The sequence below is a fragment of the Cobetia sp. cqz5-12 genome, assembly GCF_016495405.1.
Classification (GTDB): Bacteria; Pseudomonadota; Gammaproteobacteria; order Pseudomonadales; family Halomonadaceae; genus Cobetia.
In genome coordinates this window covers 23,488-42,444 of the sequence record NZ_CP044522.1, presented here as the reverse complement: position 1 = coordinate 42,444, position 18,957 = coordinate 23,488, and the positions used below count along the sequence as shown (strand labels likewise).

15 protein-coding genes and 1 other RNA gene are annotated in these 18,957 nt (G+C 64.0%); 8 read left to right on the top strand and 8 right to left on the bottom strand.

Annotated elements, in window-relative coordinates; translation table 11 throughout:
* Positions 1-81: 81 nt before the first annotated feature.
* Positions 82-501, bottom strand: a complete 420-nt coding sequence (locus tag F8A90_RS00175) for a rhodanese-like domain-containing protein (RefSeq protein WP_200018320.1) — start codon at positions 499-501, stop codon at positions 82-84.
* Positions 502-945: 444 nt separating this feature from the next.
* Between F8A90_RS00175 and gpmI the strand changes: the two genes are divergently transcribed.
* The 3 genes from gpmI to F8A90_RS00160 all read left to right on the top strand — a co-directional run bounded on the left by gpmI (position 946) and on the right by F8A90_RS00160 (position 5,418).
* Positions 946-2,508 carry a 2,3-bisphosphoglycerate-independent phosphoglycerate mutase gene (gpmI, locus tag F8A90_RS00170; protein WP_200018319.1) on the top strand — a complete coding sequence of 521 codons (1,563 nt, stop codon included), beginning with the start codon at positions 946-948 and terminating at the stop codon, positions 2,506-2,508.
* A 118-nt stretch (positions 2,509-2,626) separates the two neighbouring features.
* On the top strand, positions 2,627-3,796 hold the full coding sequence (locus F8A90_RS00165; protein ID WP_200018318.1) for a murein hydrolase activator EnvC family protein: 1,170 nt from the start codon (positions 2,627-2,629) through the stop codon (positions 3,794-3,796).
* Positions 3,797-4,032: 236 nt separating this feature from the next.
* A complete protein-coding gene (locus tag F8A90_RS00160) occupies positions 4,033-5,418 on the top strand; it encodes a S41 family peptidase (protein WP_200019805.1) in 1,386 nt (461 codons plus the stop codon).
* A 226-nt stretch (positions 5,419-5,644) separates the two neighbouring features.
* Here F8A90_RS00160 and F8A90_RS00155 read toward each other — a convergent pair whose 3' ends face one another.
* The 4 genes from F8A90_RS00155 to F8A90_RS00140 all read right to left on the bottom strand — a co-directional run bounded on the left by F8A90_RS00155 (position 5,645) and on the right by F8A90_RS00140 (position 10,582).
* Positions 5,645-6,970, bottom strand: a complete 1,326-nt coding sequence (locus tag F8A90_RS00155; RefSeq protein ID WP_200018317.1) for a UbiH/UbiF/VisC/COQ6 family ubiquinone biosynthesis hydroxylase — start codon at positions 6,968-6,970, stop codon at positions 5,645-5,647.
* A gap of 136 nt (positions 6,971-7,106) precedes the next feature.
* The gene (gene ubiH, locus F8A90_RS00150; protein ID WP_200018316.1) at positions 7,107-8,369 is read right to left on the bottom strand and encodes a 2-octaprenyl-6-methoxyphenyl hydroxylase; all 1,263 of its coding nucleotides are present in this window, start codon (positions 8,367-8,369) and stop codon (positions 7,107-7,109) included.
* 4 nt (positions 8,370-8,373) lie between these two features.
* The gene (gene pepP, locus F8A90_RS00145) at positions 8,374-9,717 is read right to left on the bottom strand and encodes a Xaa-Pro aminopeptidase (RefSeq protein WP_200018315.1); all 1,344 of its coding nucleotides are present in this window, start codon (positions 9,715-9,717) and stop codon (positions 8,374-8,376) included.
* 223 nt (positions 9,718-9,940) lie between these two features.
* Positions 9,941-10,582 (bottom strand): UPF0149 family protein, encoded by a 642-nt coding sequence (locus F8A90_RS00140; protein WP_200018313.1) that lies wholly within the window; start codon positions 10,580-10,582, stop codon positions 9,941-9,943.
* Positions 10,583-10,842: 260 nt separating this feature from the next.
* Between F8A90_RS00140 and F8A90_RS00135 the strand changes: the two genes are divergently transcribed.
* From F8A90_RS00135 to F8A90_RS00125, 3 genes are all read left to right on the top strand, one after another.
* Positions 10,843-11,220, top strand: coding sequence for a cell division protein ZapA (locus tag F8A90_RS00135; protein ID WP_064503224.1), 378 nt, complete (start codon positions 10,843-10,845; stop codon positions 11,218-11,220).
* A gap of 73 nt (positions 11,221-11,293) precedes the next feature.
* Positions 11,294-11,476: non-coding RNA, 6S RNA (gene ssrS / locus F8A90_RS00130), on the top strand.
* Positions 11,477-11,498: 22 nt separating this feature from the next.
* Positions 11,499-12,215, top strand: a complete 717-nt coding sequence (locus F8A90_RS00125; protein ID WP_200018307.1) for a 5-formyltetrahydrofolate cyclo-ligase — start codon at positions 11,499-11,501, stop codon at positions 12,213-12,215.
* Positions 12,216-12,987: 772 nt separating this feature from the next.
* Here the strand turns inward: F8A90_RS00125 and ilvA are convergent.
* Positions 12,988-14,511, bottom strand: coding sequence for a threonine ammonia-lyase, biosynthetic (ilvA, locus tag F8A90_RS00120; protein ID WP_267906771.1), 1,524 nt, complete (start codon positions 14,509-14,511; stop codon positions 12,988-12,990).
* 237 nt (positions 14,512-14,748) lie between these two features.
* Here ilvA and rpiA point away from each other — a divergent pair, with 237 nt between their 5' ends.
* Positions 14,749-15,420 carry a ribose-5-phosphate isomerase RpiA gene (rpiA, locus tag F8A90_RS00115; RefSeq protein WP_054556388.1) on the top strand — a complete coding sequence of 224 codons (672 nt, stop codon included), beginning with the start codon at positions 14,749-14,751 and terminating at the stop codon, positions 15,418-15,420.
* Between the two features lie 9 nt (positions 15,421-15,429).
* Positions 15,430-16,155, top strand: a complete 726-nt coding sequence (locus tag F8A90_RS00110; protein WP_200018303.1) for a DUF3157 family protein — start codon at positions 15,430-15,432, stop codon at positions 16,153-16,155.
* A 119-nt stretch (positions 16,156-16,274) separates the two neighbouring features.
* Here F8A90_RS00110 and F8A90_RS00105 read toward each other — a convergent pair whose 3' ends face one another.
* Together F8A90_RS00105 and F8A90_RS00100 are read right to left on the bottom strand one after the other, a co-directional pair.
* Entirely contained in the window at positions 16,275-17,129 is an 855-nt protein-coding gene (locus F8A90_RS00105) for an outer membrane protein OmpK (protein WP_082388693.1), read from the bottom strand.
* A 348-nt stretch (positions 17,130-17,477) separates the two neighbouring features.
* Positions 17,478-18,746 carry a NupC/NupG family nucleoside CNT transporter gene (locus F8A90_RS00100; protein ID WP_200018301.1) on the bottom strand — a complete coding sequence of 423 codons (1,269 nt, stop codon included), beginning with the start codon at positions 18,744-18,746 and terminating at the stop codon, positions 17,478-17,480.
* Positions 18,747-18,957: the final 211 nt, after the last annotated feature.

The following is an 18,957-nucleotide window of genomic DNA, read 5'->3' as shown; positions in this document are numbered from 1 at the left end:
CCGGCCTCCAGCAGACCCGCAAACTTGCCCAGCCAGCGGAGCAGTGACAGCTGGCAGACACACGACGTACGAGTCTGCGACTCAGCGAGTCACGACCGGCAGGCTGTCGGCTTCCCACTGGCCCATGCCGCCCTTGAGCTTGACGGCCTGCTTGAAGCCATCCTTCTCGAGGCGCGCCACCAGCGGTCCCGCCGTCTGGCCGTGCTTGCAGACGATGATCACCGGGCGTTCCTTGTACTTGGCCAGCGGAGTGGTCTCGCTGGTCAGCTGACTGCTGGGAACGTTGACGGCACCGGCGATATGACCGGCCTTGAATTCCTTGCTGTCGCGGATGTCGATGAAGACACCCTCTTCGCGATTGACCAGTCGCGTGGCCTCGCTGACGCTGACGCCGTGGTTGCCACGCATGGTTTCCATGACAATGAGGGCGACCAGCAGGGCGATGAAGGCGCCGACCAGCAAGGGATGATTCTGCGCGAACTGAAGCAGCTGTTCGATCATGAGACGGGCTAACTCCGCTGTGACGTGCATGCCGACGCGTACGCGGCAAAGGAAATAGACCGCTACCTGAGGTAACGGAGCCAGCATTATACATGACAGGCCCAGGCATGAATGCCGCTGCATGGCATCAAAAAGGCGTAGCCGGGCGATGCACCGGCTGCTATCAGCTCAGCCGGGACGGGGCGATTCACCGATAACGCGACCCAATCCCGGCGATACACTTTCGGCACTTGCACTCGGCACCTTACCACCCCTCTAATAGAGGGCAGAACGAGCAGGTAGTTTTATCACTACATGTCGTCTCCGCCGAGGATTCTGCCTCGCGGATGCGCCACAGCATGGCCGCAGGACATGACAGCTGCATGATGTGTCGTCCGTCGAGCATCATCCTGTCATCCCGGCCCCTGCTCACCCCAGATCATTCGTCATCACAGCGAGGAAGTCATGGCAGCTCAAGCACAAGGTCCGCGTCCCGTCGCCCTAATCATTCTGGACGGCTACGGTCACAGCGAAGAGGAGAAGGACAACGCCATCCTCGCCGCCGACACGCCGGTGATGGACCGCCTGCGTCGTGAATATCCCAGCGAACTGATTCATACCGATGGTGGCTTCGTCGGCCTGCCGGACGGTCAGATGGGCAACTCCGAAGTCGGCCACATGAACCTCGGTGCCGGTCGCATCGTCTATCAGGACTTCACGCGCATCACCAAGGCGGTGCGTGAGAATGCCCTCAAGGACAATGACATCCTGACCGCGCCCATCGATGCCGCTGTCAAGGCCGGGCGTGCCGTGCACCTGATCGGCCTGCTGTCTCCGGGTGGTGTCCACTCCCACGAAGACCACACCCTGGCCATGGCCGACCTGGCCGCCGAGCGGGGCGCCAAGCGCATCTATATCCACGCCATCACCGATGGCCGTGACACCGCGCCCAAGAGCGCCGAGGCCTCCATCGCGCGGGCCGATGAGCATCTCGCGGGCCTGGGCCTGGAAGACGGCCGTGTCGCCACGCTAGTCGGTCGCTACTTCGCACTGGACCGCGACAACCGCTGGGACCGCGTCGAGCAGGCCTACCGTCTGATCGCCAACGGCGAAGCCGAGCATGAAGCCGCCACCGGGGTTGCCGGCCTGGCAGCCGCCTACGAGCGCGACGAGACCGATGAATTCGTCACCGCCACCCGTATCGGCGATTCCGTCGCCATGCAGGAAGGCGATGCGGCCATCTTCATGAACTTCCGCGCCGACCGTGCCCGCGAGCTGACCCGCGCCTTCGTCGAGCCGGACTTCGCAGGCTTCGAGCGCACGCCGCCCAAGCTGGCCCACGACGGCCTGGTGATGATGACCCAGTACGCCGCCGACATCCCGGCGCCGGCAGCCTTCCCGCCGTCCGAGCTGCACAACACCCTGGGCGAGGTCGTGTCCGACCGTGGTCTGACCCAGCTGCGCATCGCCGAGACCGAGAAGTACGCGCATGTCACCTTCTTCTTCTCCGGTGGCCGCGAAGAGGAATACCCCGGCGAGACACGCATCCTCGTGCCGTCCCCACAGGATGTGAAGACCTACGACGAGAAGCCGGAAATGAGCGCCGGCGAAGTCACCGACAAGCTGGTGGAAGCCATCGAGTCCGGCAGCTACGACCTCATCGTCTGCAACTACGCCAACGGCGACATGGTCGGCCATACCGGCAAGTTCGACGCCGCCGTCCAGGCTGTCGAATTCCTCGACAAGTGCGTGGCACGCGTGGTCGAGGCGCTGGAGAAGGTAGGAGGCGAATGCCTGATCACCGCCGATCACGGTAACGCCGAACAGATGGTGCACCCGGAAACCGGCAATCCGCAGACCGCGCACACCACCTTCGAGGTGCCGCTGATCTACGTGACGCAGCGCGATGCCAAGCTGGCCGCCGACGGGCGTCTGTGCGATCTCGCCCCGACCCTGCTGACCATGATGGGCCAGTCGGTGCCGGAAGAGATGGATGGCAAGGTGCTGGTCGATTATGCCAAGGCCTGATAGCAGGCTGCATGGCGCACCCTTCGGTGCGTCGTGCCTCTCGCCCGGCCCGAGCAAGCCGCTCGGGCCGGGCGATCGCCCCCGAATCTTCAAGCGCCGGAGCCGAGTCTCCGGCGTTGTGCTGTCTGCCTGGCTGCTGAGTCTTGCCCCGCTGGCACTCAGCCCCGTGGTGGCTACCACCGCGCTGGCCGCTGATGACACCGCCACCCTGACCCAGAAGAAGCAGGCCTCCCAGGAGGACCTCACGCGCCTCAAGCGCGAGATCCAGGCCATGCAAGGTGAGCTCAAGGCCACGGCAGCGCGGCGCAGTGACACGCGCAACGGGCTGGAGAAGATCGAACGACAGCTCAACGCCACGCGCCAGCAGACCGGCAAACTCGAGGATGAGCGCGATGACATCCAGCAGCAGCTGGTGGCACTGACGCGCAAGCGTGAAGCCCTCAGTCAGCAGCAGACGGCCCAGAAGGCAGCGGTTGCCGAAGAGATGGCCGCCCTCTATCGCCTCGGTCGTCAGCCTGAGCTGAAATTGCTGCTCAACCAGGATGATCCCGCACGTCTTGAGCGCCTGCAGGTCTATCTGAACCACCTGAGCGAATCACGACGTGCGGCGCTGGAGCGCCTGGCCGAGCTGAACCGGTCACTGGCCGACACCCGTGCGCAGCTGCTGGCGCGCCAGACGCGCCTGGATGACGTACAGGCAGACCTCAAGCGGCAGGCCAGTCAGCTGATCGCGCAACAGAATGAACGCGCCGCCCTTCTGCGCAAGCTGGATGCGCGCTATGCCAGCCATGAAGCGAAGATCGCCGAACTGGACCAGGACCGCGCGCATGCCAACCAGCTGATCCAGACCCTCGAGAAACGCCTCAAGTCGATCAAGAGCGCGCCGCCACCCAAGACCCGCATCACGCGTGCGATGGGCAAGATGGACTGGCCGGCACCGGGCAAGGTGATCTCCGCCTATGGACGTGGCGAGGGCGTCAATCGTGATGGCGTGCTGATTCGCGCGACGCAGGGCACCGCCGTCACGGCGCCGCACGCCGGTCGCGTGGTCTTCGCGGACTGGATGCGCGGCTATGGCAACCTGCTGATACTCGATCACGGTGACAACGTGCTGACGCTCTACGCCCATCTGGCAAGCTTCAGCGTGGGCCCGGGCGACAGCCTGTCACGTGGCCAGCAGCTGGGCAGCGTCGGCAGCAGCGGCGGCCGTGATGGTCCGGCGCTCTATTTCGAAGTGCGCCGCAGTGGTCAGCCGACAGACCCGAGTCGCTGGCTCGCGCGCCGCTGAAGTGCCCGACACCGGCACCTCGCGCATCGTCTGATTTTCTGCCAGCGCTGAATGCCACCGGTGCCCAGCGGGCTAGTCGCCAGACACCCGCGCGGGATATGCTCGCAGTAGCCTGTGACTGCGAGCATGCTGGTCGGTGTTCCCCCCTGCCATGCCTCGACATCCGGCCCCGGCGCTCAGCGCATTTCGGTACCCGTCGAGTCAGTATCCGTCTAGAAGGAAATCGCATGTCTGCAATGTCGCCGTTCCGTCCTGCCCCGCACCGCCTGCGTCAGCTGGCGGTCAGCGTGCCGCTGAGCCTTGCCCTGCTGGGCGGCGGACTGCCGGCCAGTGCAGAAGACGTCACCTCACCGGCCGACAGCGCTCAGGATGCCCGCCAGGGCACTGACCTGCCGCTGGATGAGCTGCGCACCTTTGCCGAGGTCTTCGAGCGCATCAAGCGCACCTATGTCGATCAGGTCGATGACCGCACGCTGCTCAAGAATGCCATGCGCGGCATGCTCGAAGGGCTGGACCCGCACTCCGCCTATCTGGATCAGGAAGACTGGCAGGACCTGCGCGAGAATACCGATGGCGAGTTTGGCGGCATCGGTATCGAGGTCGGCACCGGCGACGATGGTCAGCTGACCGTCATCGCCCCCATCGACGACACCCCGGCGGCGCGCGCAGGCCTGCAGCCGCGAGACGTCATTCTCAAGATCGACAATACGCCGCTGGACGGCCTGTCGATGTCGGAGTCGGTCAAGTTGATGCGCGGTGAGGCAGGCTCACGCATTCGGCTGCTGATCCTGTCCGAAGGCGCCGACATGCCGCGCGAAGTGGTGCTGGAGCGGGCCATCATCAAGAGCAGCAGCGTCAGTCAGCGCCTGCTGGACCCGGGCTATGGCTATCTGCGCATCAGCCAGTTCCAGAGCGCGACCGGTGACGAGGCCCATACGGCGCTGGCCAGACTGCGGGAGGACAACGATGGCAAGCCGCTCAAGGGGCTGGTGCTTGATCTGCGCAACAACCCCGGCGGGCTTCTCTCGGCCGCCGTCGAGATCAGCGACCTGTTCCTGTCCAGCGGCCGCATCGTCTATACCGAAGGCCGCCTGCCCGACAGTGAGCTGTCCTTCTCGGCCAAGCCCGATACCCCGGCAGGCGACACCCCGCTGGTGGTGCTGATCAATGGCGGCACGGCCTCGGCCGCGGAAATCGTGTCCGGCGCACTGCAGGATCAACACCGCGCCATCATCATGGGCACCGAAAGCTTCGGCAAGGGCTCGGTCCAGACGGTGATGCCGCTGGGCAATGGCGATGGGCTCAAGCTGACCACCGCGCTCTACTTCACGCCGAGCGGACGCTCGATCCAGGCCGAGGGCATCCGCCCGGATGTCGAGGTCGTGCGAGGTCGTCTCGAGCGCGACACGCGACGTGACTTCAGCGTGCGCGAGGCAGACCTCGACGGGCGCCTCGACAATGCCAACGCCGCCAGCGAGTCCGCCAGCAGCAAGACACCCGATAGCCCGGTAGTGGCAGAAAGTGACTATCAGCTGGGTGAGGCGCTCAATCTGCTCAAGGGCATGAACGTGCTGGGGCGCAGCGCGGCGCTCAAGGCCACCGTGCCCACAAGCGACGAGTAAGCATGACGCCATGATCGCCAGATCATCAGGCCACAACGACAAGGCCCCGCCAGATGGCGGGGCCTTGTCGTTGCAGAGCCTTGTCGTTGCAGGGACCATGACATGCACCGTCATACTGGAGGCATGTGTGGCATGTGTGGCAGCGGTCGGCTGCCCCTGCGTCCAAACAATGATGGTGGGCACTTACATACCCGACAGAGCAGACATCAAAATACCTTCACTCTTGCTACGGCTTGCAGCTGGCGGGCAACTCACCCCGCTGCCCCATCGCCTGGCGCATCAGGATGCGCTTCAATTCGCCCTGTCCGTCGACGAAACCAAGCCCGAAGTTGCGCAGCAGCCGCACGCCCGGCTGACGGCTGCCGAACAACAGCCGGAAGCCATCCATCATCTTGAGCATCATGGCATTGTCGCTGCGGCGCCGGCGGCGATAGCGCGCCAGCCAGCGCTCGTCGCCAAGCGCTACCCCACGGCGATGTCCTGCCAGCAGCTCGTCTGCCAACACCGCCACATCCATCAAGCCCAGATTGACGCCCTGCCCTGCCAGCGGGTGAATGGCGTGCGCGGCATCGCCCACCAGCGCCAGCCCCGGCAGCACATAGTCTTCAGCGTGGCGCTGATGCAGCGGGAAACTGAAGCGCTCACTCGCCCATTCGATGGCGCCGAGCTGACCTTCAAAGGCGTCTGCCAGCTCACTGCAGAATGCCGCCGCTGACAGTGCCAGCAGGCGCTCAGCCTCTCCTGGTGTGGTCGACCACACGATGGAGCAGTGCCGCTCTGCAGCCGAGGCTCCCTCGACCGGCTGAGCCAGGGCGTCATTGACGGCCAGCGGCAGGAAGGCCAGCGGCCCGGTCGGCAGGAAGCGCTGACGCGCGACGGCCTGATGCGCGAGTTCGGTGCGCACCGTGGTCACCAGCGCGACCTGGCCGGTGTCGTTTTCCCGCGTGGCGATCCCGGCCAGCTCGCGCAGCCGTGAGCGCGCACCATCCGCCGCGACCACCAGCGCCGCGGTGACTGTCCGTCCATCGGTCAGCGTCAGGCTGGTCGCTTCCGCCGCATCGAGTTGGTAAGCATTCACTACTGATGTAGCACCCGAGCGTGGCAGTGCCATACCTGCCACACGCGCCCCGAAGCAGCGCGTGATTGCCGGGCAGGCATCGATGGCCTGCTCCAGCGCGGCGAGCGTGACCCGGTTCTCGACGATATGCCCCAGTACCGGCACACCGCTGTCCTCGGCACTGAACTGGATCTCGCCATTGCCCTCCGCGTCCCACACCTGCATGCCGGTATAGGGCATCAGGCGACTGGCGGCGATCGTCGGCCACACACCCAGACCGCTCAACAGCTGCTGAGAGACCGGCGTCAATGCACTCACCCGTGGCTCGGGGGCGCTATCTGGCTGCCAGCGGGTCGCGGACTCACGCCCCTCGACCAGCATGACCCGCAGTCCCGCCTGCCCCAGCAGCAGTGCCAGGGTGGCACCGACGATACCGGCACCGACGATGGCGACATCGGCGTCATGTGCGCCACCTGCTGATCGATCGTCCTTCATGCCTGCTCCCTGTCTCGTAGTTCTGTCTCGTAGTTCTGTCTCGTAGTTCTGTCTCGTGCGTCTGTCTTGTGGCCTGATCTCGAAGCCCCATCTCGCAGCTCGCCACAAAGGGCCTGTCAGCGAGCGCCCATCAACCTCAGCGTTCAATGCCCATCGAGCGTCTGGCCAACAGGCGCTTCAGCGGCGAGACCAGATTGAGCCCGATCAGGCTCGCTGCCCGTGCATGCCCCAGCCAGCGACTCTCGATCCCGAACAGGCGGATCAAGCCATCGCTGAACAGCACCACATTGTCGCGATCCGCGCCGCGCCGCTCCTCGAAGTCACTCAGCACGCTGGTCGCCCCCGGCGACTCACCACGCGTCAGGCCCGCCTCGATGGCCGCGACCAGATCGGTCACGCCGCGCAGCGCCAGATTGAAGCCCTGCCCTGCCACCGGGTGCAGGGCGTGGGCGGCATTGCCAAGCACCGCAAGGCCGGGGCGCGTGCCTTCGCTGGCGCGCACCAACGACAGCGGATAGGCGTGGCGCTGCCCGACGCGACGAAAGCGTCCGGCGCGCTCACCGAAGGCGCGCTGCAGTGCCTGCAGGAAGTCACTGTCGGGCAACGTCATCAGGCTCTGCGTGTCAGCGGGGGAGCGCGTCCAGACCAGCTCCATGCGCTTGCCGGCCAGCGGCAGCAGCGCCATCGGGCCTTCACTGGTGAAGCGCTCGTAGGCGACTCCCTGGTGAGGCTGGCTCATCTCCACCGTGGCGATCAGGGCATGCTGCTCATAGTCCTGCGCCGCACTGTGGATGCCGAGACGCTCCTTGAGCCCGGAGCGACCGCCATCCGCCAGCACGGTCAGGTCAGCCTCGATCAGACGACCATCCTCCAGCGTGAGGCGATGGCCTTCCGCCGTGACGGCGATTTCTGCCACGCGCGCCGGGCAATACCAGGCCAGCGGCAACTCAGCCAGCTGGCGATGCAGCACCTGGCCCATCCAGGCATTGGGAATCACGTGACCGAGCGCAGCCACCTCGAGTTCGGAGGCCCGCATGCGCGTCGCGCCCAGGTGGCCGCACTCGCTGACATGGATGGTGCGAATCGGCGTGGCGTGCTCGGACATCGCTTCCCAGACCCCGAAGGCGGTGAACCGCTGGCGTGAGCCCGCCGCGATGGCGCTGGCACGCGCATCGAAACTGGGCTGAAAACGCTGGGCATCTGCCGTCGCCGCGGGCAGCTCATTGGCCTCGATCACGGCGACACGCAACGCCGCGGCCTCACGCCCCTTCTCGTCGGCCACACGCGCCATCAGCGGTGCCAGCGCGCAGGCCAGGCTGGCGCCGACCAGGCCGCCGCCGATGATCACGATGTCGAAGTGTTCGGCATCACGCCCGCTCATGGCTTCAGGCTCGCTCATGGCGTCAGGCCTCCGCGCGCATCAGCGCCTCGATGGCCTCGACGGACTTGGGCACGCCATGACTCAACACCTCGTGGCCCGCGGCAGTCACCGCGACGTCGTCCTCGATGCGAATGCCGATCCCGCGATACTCAACGGGAATGTCGGCGTCCTGCGGAATGTAGAGGCCCGGCTCGATGGTCAGCACCATGCCCGGCACCAGCGGACGCGGCTCCCCCGCTTCGCGATAGCTGCCCACGTCGTGCACATCCAGCCCCAGCCAGTGCGAGGTGGAGTGCAGGTAGAAGCGACGATAGGCATCGCTCTCGATCAATTCCTCGACCTCCCCCTGCAACAGGCCCAGCTCGACCAGCCCCGTGGTCAGGTCATGCACCACCTGTTGGTGAATGCCCACCAACGTTGCACCCGGCACCACGGCGGCCACCGCGCGCTCCTGGGCCTTGAGCACGATCTCGTACAGACGGCGCTGTGGCTCACTGAAGCGACCATTGACCGGGAAGGTACGCGTGATGTCGCCGGCATACAGGGCGTACTCGGCGCCGGCATCGATGAGCACCAGCTGACCATCCTCCAGCGGCGCGCGATTCTCGATGTAGTGCAGCACACAGGCATTCACACCCGCACCGACGATGCTGGTATAGGCCGGAGCCGGCGCGCCCTGCCACTGGAATTCATGCTCGATCTCGGCCTGCAGATGATACTCGTGCAGGCCGGGACGGCTGATCTGCATCGCACGCACATGCGCGCGCGCAGAAATCTCGGCGGCGTGACGCATCAGTGCCAGTTCACGCTCATCCTTGATCAGGCGCTGCTCATGCAGCAGCGGCGCGAGATCCTCGAAGGCGGCCGGCGGCCGTGCTCCGCGACGCACCGCGGCGGCCAGCTCATCGCGCAGCGCTTGAGCCAGCGCCAGGGCTTCATCATCCTCGAACAGCACATAGAGACGCTCGCGGCCATCCAGCAGGCTGGCCATCACCTCATCACGTGCCTCATTGGTGAAGGCCTGATCGAACCCTGCCGTGGCGACGGCACCCTCGGCGCCGATGCGGATCCCGGTCCAGGCTTCGGCCAGCGGGTCCTTCTCCTGACAGAACAGCACGCTCTCCCCTTCGGCGCGCCCGGGCAGCAACAGCAAGGCGGCCTCGGGTTCTGGCCAGCCAGTCAGATAGTGGAAGTCGCTGTTCTGACGGAAGCTGTACTCACTGTCGCGGTTGCGCTGGGCCAGGCCTGACGAGACCACCAATGCGGCCGCCCCCTGCGGCAGCTGCGCGATCAGACGCTGGCGGCGTGCACGAAAATCCTCTGCCGTCAGGGCAGCAGGTGCGGGCAGGATGGCTGGGGCAGTCATGGCAATCTCCGTCGAGAACCCGCCGAACATGGCGCGTTCGAGTGACAAACAGGCGTGATGCTGTAGGTGGGGTCACCCGCCCTCTTGTACCAGCCTTGCGTCAGACGCGGCGCAAGCGGTGGGTGACCATCGATTCAGTGGCTATCGACTGAGCAGGTACGGGTGCTACCGGTACTGGTGCTACAGGTGCTGGCTCAGCAGGGCCGGACGCTACAGTACGGACTCAGTGGGTATCGGTACGCGAGCTGACGCCGAGGCTGCCCTCGAGACCGCCTTCCGGCAGCTGGTCATCGCTGGGCTTCTCGACGTCCGGGTTGCCCGGGTGCTGTTCGGTGTAAAGCAGCAAGGCCGCCATGCGCACATGGTCAGCCAGCGCAAACAGATCGGCCTCGTCCTCGGCGTTGTCGTCGTCGAGGTCTTCAGCATTGGCGAGGCCGCTCGAGATAGCTTCAACATCGCCCAGCGCATCCTTGAGTGCCTGGCTCCAGCCACTGCGGACATCGTCATCGGCACCTGCCAGTTCTTCCTGGAAGCCCAGCGTCCATTCGCGCAGGCTCTGACCGCGTTCGGCCAGCGAGAACATGTCATCCGGCAGCAGCGGCTCGAAGCTCATCTCGCTGGCGGCCAGACGCTCCTGATTGCGCGTGCGCCAGGTGAGGAAGACTTCACCGGCCTCACGCGTGGCCGGTTGCTCGACCCCCAGCGAGGCGCAGACGCGCGCCAGCCAATCCTCGGCACTGATGTCATCCAGCGCCAGTGCAGCCACCAGCTGACCATCGAGGAAGGAGGGATTGTTGAGGCTGCCGTGAGCCAGGAAGTGGTCTGCGACGAGCGAGAAGTCGAAGGTATCGTTGATGATCGCCATGATGCGGCCCCATTGAGTCAGTGAGAAGTGGTTCTGTAGCGGGAGAATGGCATCTGAGGGATGTGCTGCAGCACAGGGCAGCCGCGCCGCGCGGCGCGTTGACCCTCCAGAAGCGGCTCTCTATAGTGGCTCGAGAATGCCCCCATCTTACCGCACTGGCCCTCCTTCTGGCTTGCCGTCCTGACTGCGACGGTGACGCACTGACAGCAGGACGTCGGCATCAATCTGGATGACGCCGGACAAGGCCCGAGAGGATCTACATGAGCGATTCCGCCACCCCACGCAATACCACCGAGATCAGCCTGCTCGGCCGCAGCTATACCGTCAGCTGTCAGCCCGGCGAGGAAGATGGCCTGACCCGTGCGGCGGCTTATCTGGATCTCGCCATGCAAGGCATCCAGCAGCGCGGCAACACCATCAGCGCCGACAAGGTCGCCCTGATGGCAGCGCTCAATATCTCGCATGAGTTGATCAACAGCCGTGACAGCGAGCGCGCCCTGCAGCGCGACTTCGAGACTCGCCTCACCGCGCTGGACCGTCAACTGGATGCCGCGCTCAGTCAGCTGCCAGCCGACTATGCCGATCAGGCGAAGGCGCGCGCCGCTGAGCGTAAAAACGCTTCAGAATCAAACAACTGATACATTCAGGCAACAGATTGTTCCCGACAGGATTAGCCCTTGGGCAGGCAGGCGGGGTTTGGTAGACTGAATGAGTTCTCTGGGGTGTACGACAGTTGCCGATGTCCCTCGAGCTTATAAGCTATTCCCAGGGAGTCCACTGCGCAGTGCTGTGTGCATGTCCGTGCGTCGGAACGCCTGATGCGCTGCGCGGGACTACCCACCTTGAACCGCTGGGTTCAAGGGCCCCCGGTAACACCGGCACCTTGGAGAACCCTGTCTGACGGAGATTGTCAGGCATGCGCAAGCCCCCCGCGGTCTATGCCGCACCCGCGAGCCCAAGCTCGCCACTCCCTTCTGCAGCACTCGATACCACGCTCTGGGCACTGCCCAGCGAGCTCGATCACCCTCAGGCCGACCGCCGTGCGCTTCGCCGTCTGCTGCGCCAACGCCGCCGTCAGCTACCACCTGCCATTCGCCTGCAAGCCGAAGATGCGCTCCTGCGTCAGCTGAAACGGCTGTCGGAACTGTTGCGCGCCCGCCACGTCGCCCTGTATCTGCCCTACGATGGCGAGATCGATGCCACGCGCCTGTGCGATTGGCTGCAGCGACGAGGGGCGAAGGTCTATCTGCCGGTACTGCGTCCGTTCGCGGCCAATTCTCTATGGTTCGTGCGCTACGACGATCAGACACCCTTGGTCAGCAATCGCTTCGGCATCGCCGAACCGGACACCCGTCATGGTGCTTCCAGAGCGCGGCGCCTGCCTGCCTGGGCGCTGGACGTCGTATTGATGCCACTGGTCGGTTTCGATGGGCGCGGGGCGCGCATCGGCATGGGGGGCGGCTTCTACGATCGCAGCTTCGCCTTTACCCGCCGCCCCGGCCCACGGCCGCTGTTGATCGGTCTCGCCCACCACTGTCAGAAGGTCCCCGCCCTGCCGGTACAGCCCTGGGATGTCCCGCTGGATGCCATCGTCAGTGATCGCGAAGTCGTGCGCCCTGCTCGTGCCGAATGAGACGACAGACTTCATGGCGAGATCGATAAAACGACCATGAGACGGCCACGACAGAGGGCGAGGGGAAAACAGGCTGAAAGAGGCTATTGGCAAGGAGGCGAAGCAGCAAGGCAGTGAAGCCAGCCGGGGGATCAAACTGAGGTGAAGCTGGGGAGTCGGGAGCTGGAAACAGAAAAGCTGGAAAGCCTGGCAGGAGGGTCATGGCATCTATGCGTGGCGCCAGAGAGACTGGCGCCAGCAGCACCGCTACCACCGGTGATGGCAGCAGCGCAGGATTCAGGAACCCATTACGGTCTGGGCGTAGCCGGTTGCCACTACACCAATCCCGAAGATGAATACCAGGGCCATGACCAGATCGGGCTTACGTTTCATGAGAGCGGGCTTCTTCTTATATCGTCAGTGGCTTTCGCGTGACGGTTGTCGATGACTGTCTTCCTGACAGTGACCAGATGATAGGCATCTGACTTCTGTATGACAATCACCATGCAATCGTTTGAATGGACGCTTTTCCACGCAGCTTTTGATGTCTGGTGGCCCCAGCCGACAAGGGCTTCCGTCAAAAACAGCGTTCTTTTTCGCACCTGGCATGAAATGTGGAATTTCCTGCGGTATGCCCGCCGGATACGCATGAAAAAGCCCCGACCTTCCACGCGAAGGCCGGGGCTTTTCTATCCACGAATGTGACCAATGAAGCATGATGAGTTGCGCCTCAGCTCGCCACCTTCAACGCCAATGACTCATCTGGCCGTCATCGCCCCATCGCTTGCCTCGCTCAGGACAGAAACAGGCGATAGGCGGGATTGTCGCTCTCCTTCCAGAAGCGATAGCCGATCTCATTGAAATACTCCTCGACCCGCGCGCGGTCCCCATTGGGGATCTGCATGCCGATCAACACCCGTCCATGCGACGCGCCGTGGTTACGGTAGTGGAACAGCGAGATGTTCCAGTCCGCCGGCAGGTGGGTGAGGAAATTCATCAGGGCGCCCGGGCGCTCCGGAAATTCGAAACGATAGACCTCTTCCTCGAGATCGCTGGTCGTGCGCCCACCGACCAGATGACGCGTGTGCAGCTTGGCCAGTTCGTTGTCGGTCAGGTCTTCCACCGCATAGCCCGCCTCACGCAGCTTCTCGACCACAGCGGCGCGGTCTTCACCGCCCGGCTTGACCTGCACGCCGACGAAGACATGCGCTTCCTCCGGATTGGCATAGCGATAGTTGAACTCGGTCACCATGCGCTTGCCGATCACCTTGCAGAACTGCTTGTAGGCCCCCGGGCGCTCCGGCAGCGTCACGGCCAGAATCGCCTCGCGCTGCTCGCCCAGCTCGGTGCGCTCGGCGATATGCTGCAGGCGATCGAAGTTGGTGTTGGCGCCGGAGTTGATGCAGACCAGCGTCTCCCCTTCCGCGCCTGACTGCTGGACATATTTCTTGAGGCCCGCCAGTGACAGTGCGCCACTGGTTTCGGAAACGGCGCGCGTATCCTCGAAGATATCCTTGACCGCCGCACACATCTCGTCGGTATTGACGGTGATGACCTCATCGACGGTGTGCTGGATAAGCTCGAACGGTGCCGCGCCGATCTGCGCGACCGCCACGCCCTCGGCGAACACCCCGACCTGGTCCAGTACCACACGTTTACCGGCTTCCATCGCGGCCTTGAGACAGGCAGCATCCTCCGCCTCGACCCCGATGACACGGATCTCGGGTCGCAGGTACTTCACATAGGCCGCGACACCGGCGATCAGACCACCACCGCCGACCGGCACGAAGATCGCATCGATCTTGCCGGGGTGCTGACGCAGGATTTCCATGCCGACGGTGCCCTGGCCGGCAATGACATCCGGGTCGTCATAGGGCGGGATGAAGGTGTAGCCGTGCTCGTCCATCAGGGTACGCGCGTGGGCCAGTGCCTCGGGAAAGGCATCGCCCTTGAGAATCACCCGTGCGCCGCGCTCGCGTACGGCCTGCACCTTGATTTCCGGCGTAATGCGCGGCATCACGATCACTGCCTTGACGCCCATCAGCTTGGCCGCCATCGCCAGGCCCTGCGCATGATTGCCGGCCGAGGCCGCAATCACGCCACACGCCTTCTGTTCATCCGTCAGCTGGGCCATCTTGTTGTAGGCGCCGCGAATCTTGAAGGAATAGACAGGCTGCAGGTCTTCACGCTTGATGAAGATGTGATTGCCGAAGCGACGCGACAACAAGGGTGCCGGCGAGAGCGGAGTTTCATGGGCGGCTTCGTAGACACGAGCCGACAGGATTTTCTTGACGTAATGTTCGAGCATTATAGGAATGTCCTGATGTGTCACAGCGCGGGCCGCATGAGCGCGACCGAACCCCCATTGTTATCAGACCGCTGGCGAGAGCGTCCAGCGCCATCGCCGGGTTTGCCGTTATAATGTGGCGTTTTCCGGCGTTGCGCTTCACGTCAAGCCGTTTTCCAGTGCCTGTCGGCGGTAAACTGCTGGCCACGCAGGGAACATCGCGCCAATGCCCACTTTCACCACCGCCCCACCGACCCGAGGTATCACATGACCCAGGATGAGCTGAAGCAGGCCGTGGCCCGCGCCGCCCTTGACGAGATTCGCCCACTGCTGAGCCGCGACACCATCATCGGCGTCGGCACCGGCTCGACGGCCAATCTGTTCATCGATGCGCTGGCGGAAGTGCGCCACGACTTCGCCGGCGCTGTCGCCAGCTCCGAAGCCACTGCCGAGCGCCTCAAGGGCCATGGCATCGACGTCTTCGAACTCAACCATGTCGGCACCGTGCCGGTCTACGTGGATGGTGCCGACGAGATCGACCCGCGCCTGGCGATGATCAAGGGCGGTGGCGCCGCGCTGACCCGCGAGAAGATCGTCGCGGCCTGCGCCGAGCGCTTCGTGTGCATCGCCGATGGCTCCAAGCAGGTGGATATTCTCGGCGGCTTCCCGCTGCCGGTGGAAGTCATCCCGATGGCGCGCTCCTATGTCGCGCGTGAGCTGGTCAAGCTGGGCGCAGACCCGGTCTACCGCGATGGCGTGCTGACCGACAACGGCAACCGCATCCTCGATTGCTACAACTTCCTGATCGAGGACCCGATCGCCATGGAAGCGCGCATCAACGCCATCGTCGGTGTCGTCACCAACGGCCTGTTCGCGGCACGCGGTGCCGATGTGCTGCTGGTGGGGCGCGAAAGTGGCGTCGAACGCATCACTGCCTGAGGAGCTGGCATGACGACGAATCTGCACCCACGACTGCGCCTGGCGACCGCACTGCTGCTGGCAGCCAGCGCAAGTCCGCTGGCGCTGGCCGATAGCCTGCCGATCAGCCAGCCCGTCACCGTGACGCTCGACAGTGGCGTCAAGATCCTGCTCAAGCCTGACCACAGCTGGGAATATCAGCTGGATGAGGTGCAGGCCGCTTCTGCTCCGGCCACACAGCCCCCCGCGCAGGCTGGCGCTGGCAGCGCGCTGGTACCGACCTCGACAGCCGTACCGGTGACGGCGGCGGTTACTCCGGCTGGCGGCTCGGCCTCACCATCAGCCGGTGCGGCTGCCGCCAGCGCCAGCAACACAGCGCCTGACAGCGCGTCACGCCTCAACCGCAGCGCGCTGGACAATCCGCAACTGTTGAGTGAAGGCCATCGCGATGGACTCATCGCGCGCCTGTCCTCGGTGAGCGAAGAGGATGACGAGGCGCTGCTCAAATTCAGCCTCGACAATACGGCCGGCCAGAGTGTCATCGGCGTGCAGGCCAGACTGCGTCTGTACGCCGATGATGGCCATCTGCTCGCGACACGTGAAGTGCCGCTGTGGGTCGGTGAATATCGCCTGCCCCAGACCTACCTGCGCCCCGGCCAGACACGCGATAGCCGTGAGGTGCGCGTCTCGCTGCCCGAGGGTGAGTGGTCTCGCCAGCTGGTACGCGTGGAAGTCACCGAGGTGGAGTTCCGCTGATCATCAGATGCCGGATTTCAGGTGTCAGATGCCACGGCAGCCAGACGAAAAACGGGAAGCCCTGAGGGGCTTCCCGTTTCTGTTTGCGCGCCGGTCGCTCAGCGAGAGCGAAGCGGAGATCAGAACTTGTAGTTGATGCTGAAGTAGTTGCCGAAGCCGGTGGTGTCCTGGCGAACGCCGGTGGCAGTGGAACCATCGGTGAAGAACGCCATGTTGTTGTAGTACTTCAGGCCATAGCCGATCGCATAGCGCTGGGTGTGGTAGTAGATGCCGTTGAACCACTCCATGCTGTTGACGCTGCGGCCCGCCTGGCTGCCCACTTCATCGGCATCGAACTTGTAATCCAGGTAGCCCTGATAGGCGATGAAGCTGCCATCATCGAAGTTGACGAATGGCTTGAACCAGTTGGTGGAGGCCATGTAGCCGTCCCACTTGCTCTCGTCTTCACCACCGTAGTTCTCACGCACGTAACGCGCGTAGAGGTTGAAGCCCATCTTGCCGAACCACGGCACCTGCACATCGCTGCCCAGGCCGACGTAGTGCTCCCAAAGACCGCCGAATGCGCCGTTGTCACCGATGTTGGTGACGGTGGCGATGTAGAGCTCATCCACTGGGCCGAAGGACAGGTCATAGCCGGTCATGGCGTCCAGCGAGAAACGCGGCGCCAGCTTGGCGAAGAAGTTGTCGCCGTCGTTCAGGTCATCCGAGCTGTCGTCCAGCAGGTCGAAGAAGTCGACATACCCGTAGAGATCGACGATGCCCGAGCGGCCGCCGAACTCCATCTCCAGGTAGGTATCTTCGCTGTTGCGGAACGGCAGGCGGTTGTCTTCACTGCGCATCAGGTTGAAGGTCAGCCACTTGTAATCATTGGCGTGGATGTCGCCATTGAAGTCAGTAGCCTGTGCCGGAGCTGCCGCGGTCAGCAGCGTGGTGGCAGCCAGAGTGCTGGCCGCGAGGGTCTTGAGCATGGTCATCGCGTAACGGTCCTGTCCTGAATGATGAGACTGTTCGAATTCTTGTGGTCTTGCCCGCTGAGCGGGTCTTGTCGCTATGAAGTCCGACGAAGGCGCGGGAGTGAAACTCGCACGAGGCCCAGTCTGGAAAGGCGGCGATGTTAGCACTTCCTCGCAAAAACGACAGAGCGACATTTCGGGGATGATCAACGCGCCATCGACGACAATGTGAACTTTTTCACACTCTTGTCAGGCACCTTGCCATTCCCGGCTACCTCGCTGTGACATCCCGAAGTCTCCTCGCTTGCCACCCAGCGAATGCCGGCAGGATGGCCCTGTCGACTGACCGGGTGGAGAGCGAGGAATGCATCAGGCCGCCAGCGCCAGGAAGAAACCGGCAATCGCCGCTGACATCAGATTGGACAGCGTGCCGGCGAGTACCGCTTTGAGCCCCAGGCTTGCGATCTCATGACGGCGTGTCGGTGCCAGACTGCCCAGCCCACCCAGCAGGATGGCGATCGACGACAGATTGGCGAAGCCACACAGCGCGAAGGACAGCACTGCCATGGTGTAGGGCGTCATCACCGCACCGGTGGCCGCGACGATGCTGTCACCGCTGAGGTAGGGCGCCAGGTTGATGTAGGCGACGAACTCGTTCACCACCAGCTTCTGGCCGATGAACGAACCTGCCAGGGTCGCCTCGCTCCACGGCACGCCCAGCAGGAAGGCCAGCGGCGCGAACAACCAGCCGAGAATCATGTCGAGACTCAGCGTGTCCATGCCGAACCAGCCACCCACGCCGCCGAGAATGCCGTTGATCAGGCCGATCAGCGCGATGAAGGCCAGCAGCATCGCCCCGACATTGGCCGCCAGCTTGAGGCCGGAAGACGCCCCGGAGGCCGCAGCGTCCAGCACATTGGAAGGCGCATCATCATCCTTGAGGGCGGCATCGGCGAGGGCGATCGAGTCATCCGGCTTCTCCGTCTCCGGGAGCAGCAGCTTGGCGAACAGCAACCCGCCGGGCGCGGCCATGAACGATGCCGCCACCAGGTACTCCATCGGAATGCCCAGCGCCGCATAGCCGCCCAGCACCGAACCGGCGACGGAGGCCAGGCCACCGCACATCACGGCGAACAGCTCGGAGCGCGTCATGCTGGCCAGATACGGCTTGACCACCAGCGGCGCCTCGGTCTGACCGACGAAGATGTTGGCCGTGGCCGAGAGCGACTCGGTACGCGACGTGCCCAGCACACGCTGCAGGCCGCCACCCAGCAGGCGAATCACCCACTGCATGATGCCGAGGTAGTAGAGCACCGCGATCAGCGACGAGAAGAAGATGATGATCGGCAACACCTTGACCGCGAAGATGAAGCCGACACCACTGCCCGGATTGGCCAGGCTGCCAAACAGGAAGTTGATGCCCTGATCGGCATAGTTGACGACCTGACTGACGGCACCGGAGACACCGGCCAGCACTCCCTGGCCGAAGGAGGTGTAGAGCACGAAGGCGCCGATGGCCAACTGGATGGCAAAGGCACCACCCACGGTACGCAGGCGAATGGCGCGTCGATTCGACGACAGCGCCACGGCAATGAGGATGAGCGAAGCCATCCCGACGAGACTCATGAGGGGATTCATTGGGAAGATCCTGAGGGTTCTTGTGGTTGTTATGGGTGCTGCGTGCAGGACTGCGACGACCCGTTCTCAACGTCGTGCAGTGTTATCCTGCATTCTCACCATGTTCAAAAAGTCACAGCCTGACCAAATAGTCAATACGTCCGTTTTACCTCACGCCCACTTGTCTTCCAGTGCCAGACTGGCAGTGTCAGGGGCATTTTTGAGGTTCTCC

What these genes read in the sequence shown, in the direction of transcription:
- rpiA (WP_054556388.1), top strand. Translation starts at nt 14,749, where the DNA reads ATGACCCAGGATGAGCTGAAGCAGGCCGTGGCCCGCGCCGCCCTTGAC.
- F8A90_RS00135 (WP_064503224.1), top strand. Translation starts at nt 10,843, where the DNA reads ATGAGCGATTCCGCCACCCCACGCAATACCACCGAGATCAGCCTGCTC.
- F8A90_RS00100 (WP_200018301.1), bottom strand. Translation starts at nt 18,746, where the DNA reads ATGAATCCCCTCATGAGTCTCGTCGGGATGGCTTCGCTCATCCTCATT.
- F8A90_RS00175 (WP_200018320.1), bottom strand. Translation starts at nt 501, where the DNA reads ATGATCGAACAGCTGCTTCAGTTCGCGCAGAATCATCCCTTGCTGGTC.
- F8A90_RS00140 (WP_200018313.1), bottom strand. Translation starts at nt 10,582, where the DNA reads ATGGCGATCATCAACGATACCTTCGACTTCTCGCTCGTCGCAGACCAC.
- pepP (WP_200018315.1), bottom strand. Translation starts at nt 9,717, where the DNA reads ATGACTGCCCCAGCCATCCTGCCCGCACCTGCTGCCCTGACGGCAGAG.
- F8A90_RS00155 (WP_200018317.1), bottom strand. Translation starts at nt 6,970, where the DNA reads ATGAAGGACGATCGATCAGCAGGTGGCGCACATGACGCCGATGTCGCC.
- gpmI (WP_200018319.1), top strand. Translation starts at nt 946, where the DNA reads ATGGCAGCTCAAGCACAAGGTCCGCGTCCCGTCGCCCTAATCATTCTG.
- ubiH (WP_200018316.1), bottom strand. Translation starts at nt 8,369, where the DNA reads ATGAGCGAGCCTGAAGCCATGAGCGGGCGTGATGCCGAACACTTCGAC.
- F8A90_RS00105 (WP_082388693.1), bottom strand. Translation starts at nt 17,129, where the DNA reads ATGACCATGCTCAAGACCCTCGCGGCCAGCACTCTGGCTGCCACCACG.
- F8A90_RS00110 (WP_200018303.1), top strand. Translation starts at nt 15,430, where the DNA reads ATGACGACGAATCTGCACCCACGACTGCGCCTGGCGACCGCACTGCTG.
- F8A90_RS00160 (WP_200019805.1), top strand. Translation starts at nt 4,033, where the DNA reads ATGTCGCCGTTCCGTCCTGCCCCGCACCGCCTGCGTCAGCTGGCGGTC.
- F8A90_RS00125 (WP_200018307.1), top strand. Translation starts at nt 11,499, where the DNA reads ATGCGCAAGCCCCCCGCGGTCTATGCCGCACCCGCGAGCCCAAGCTCG.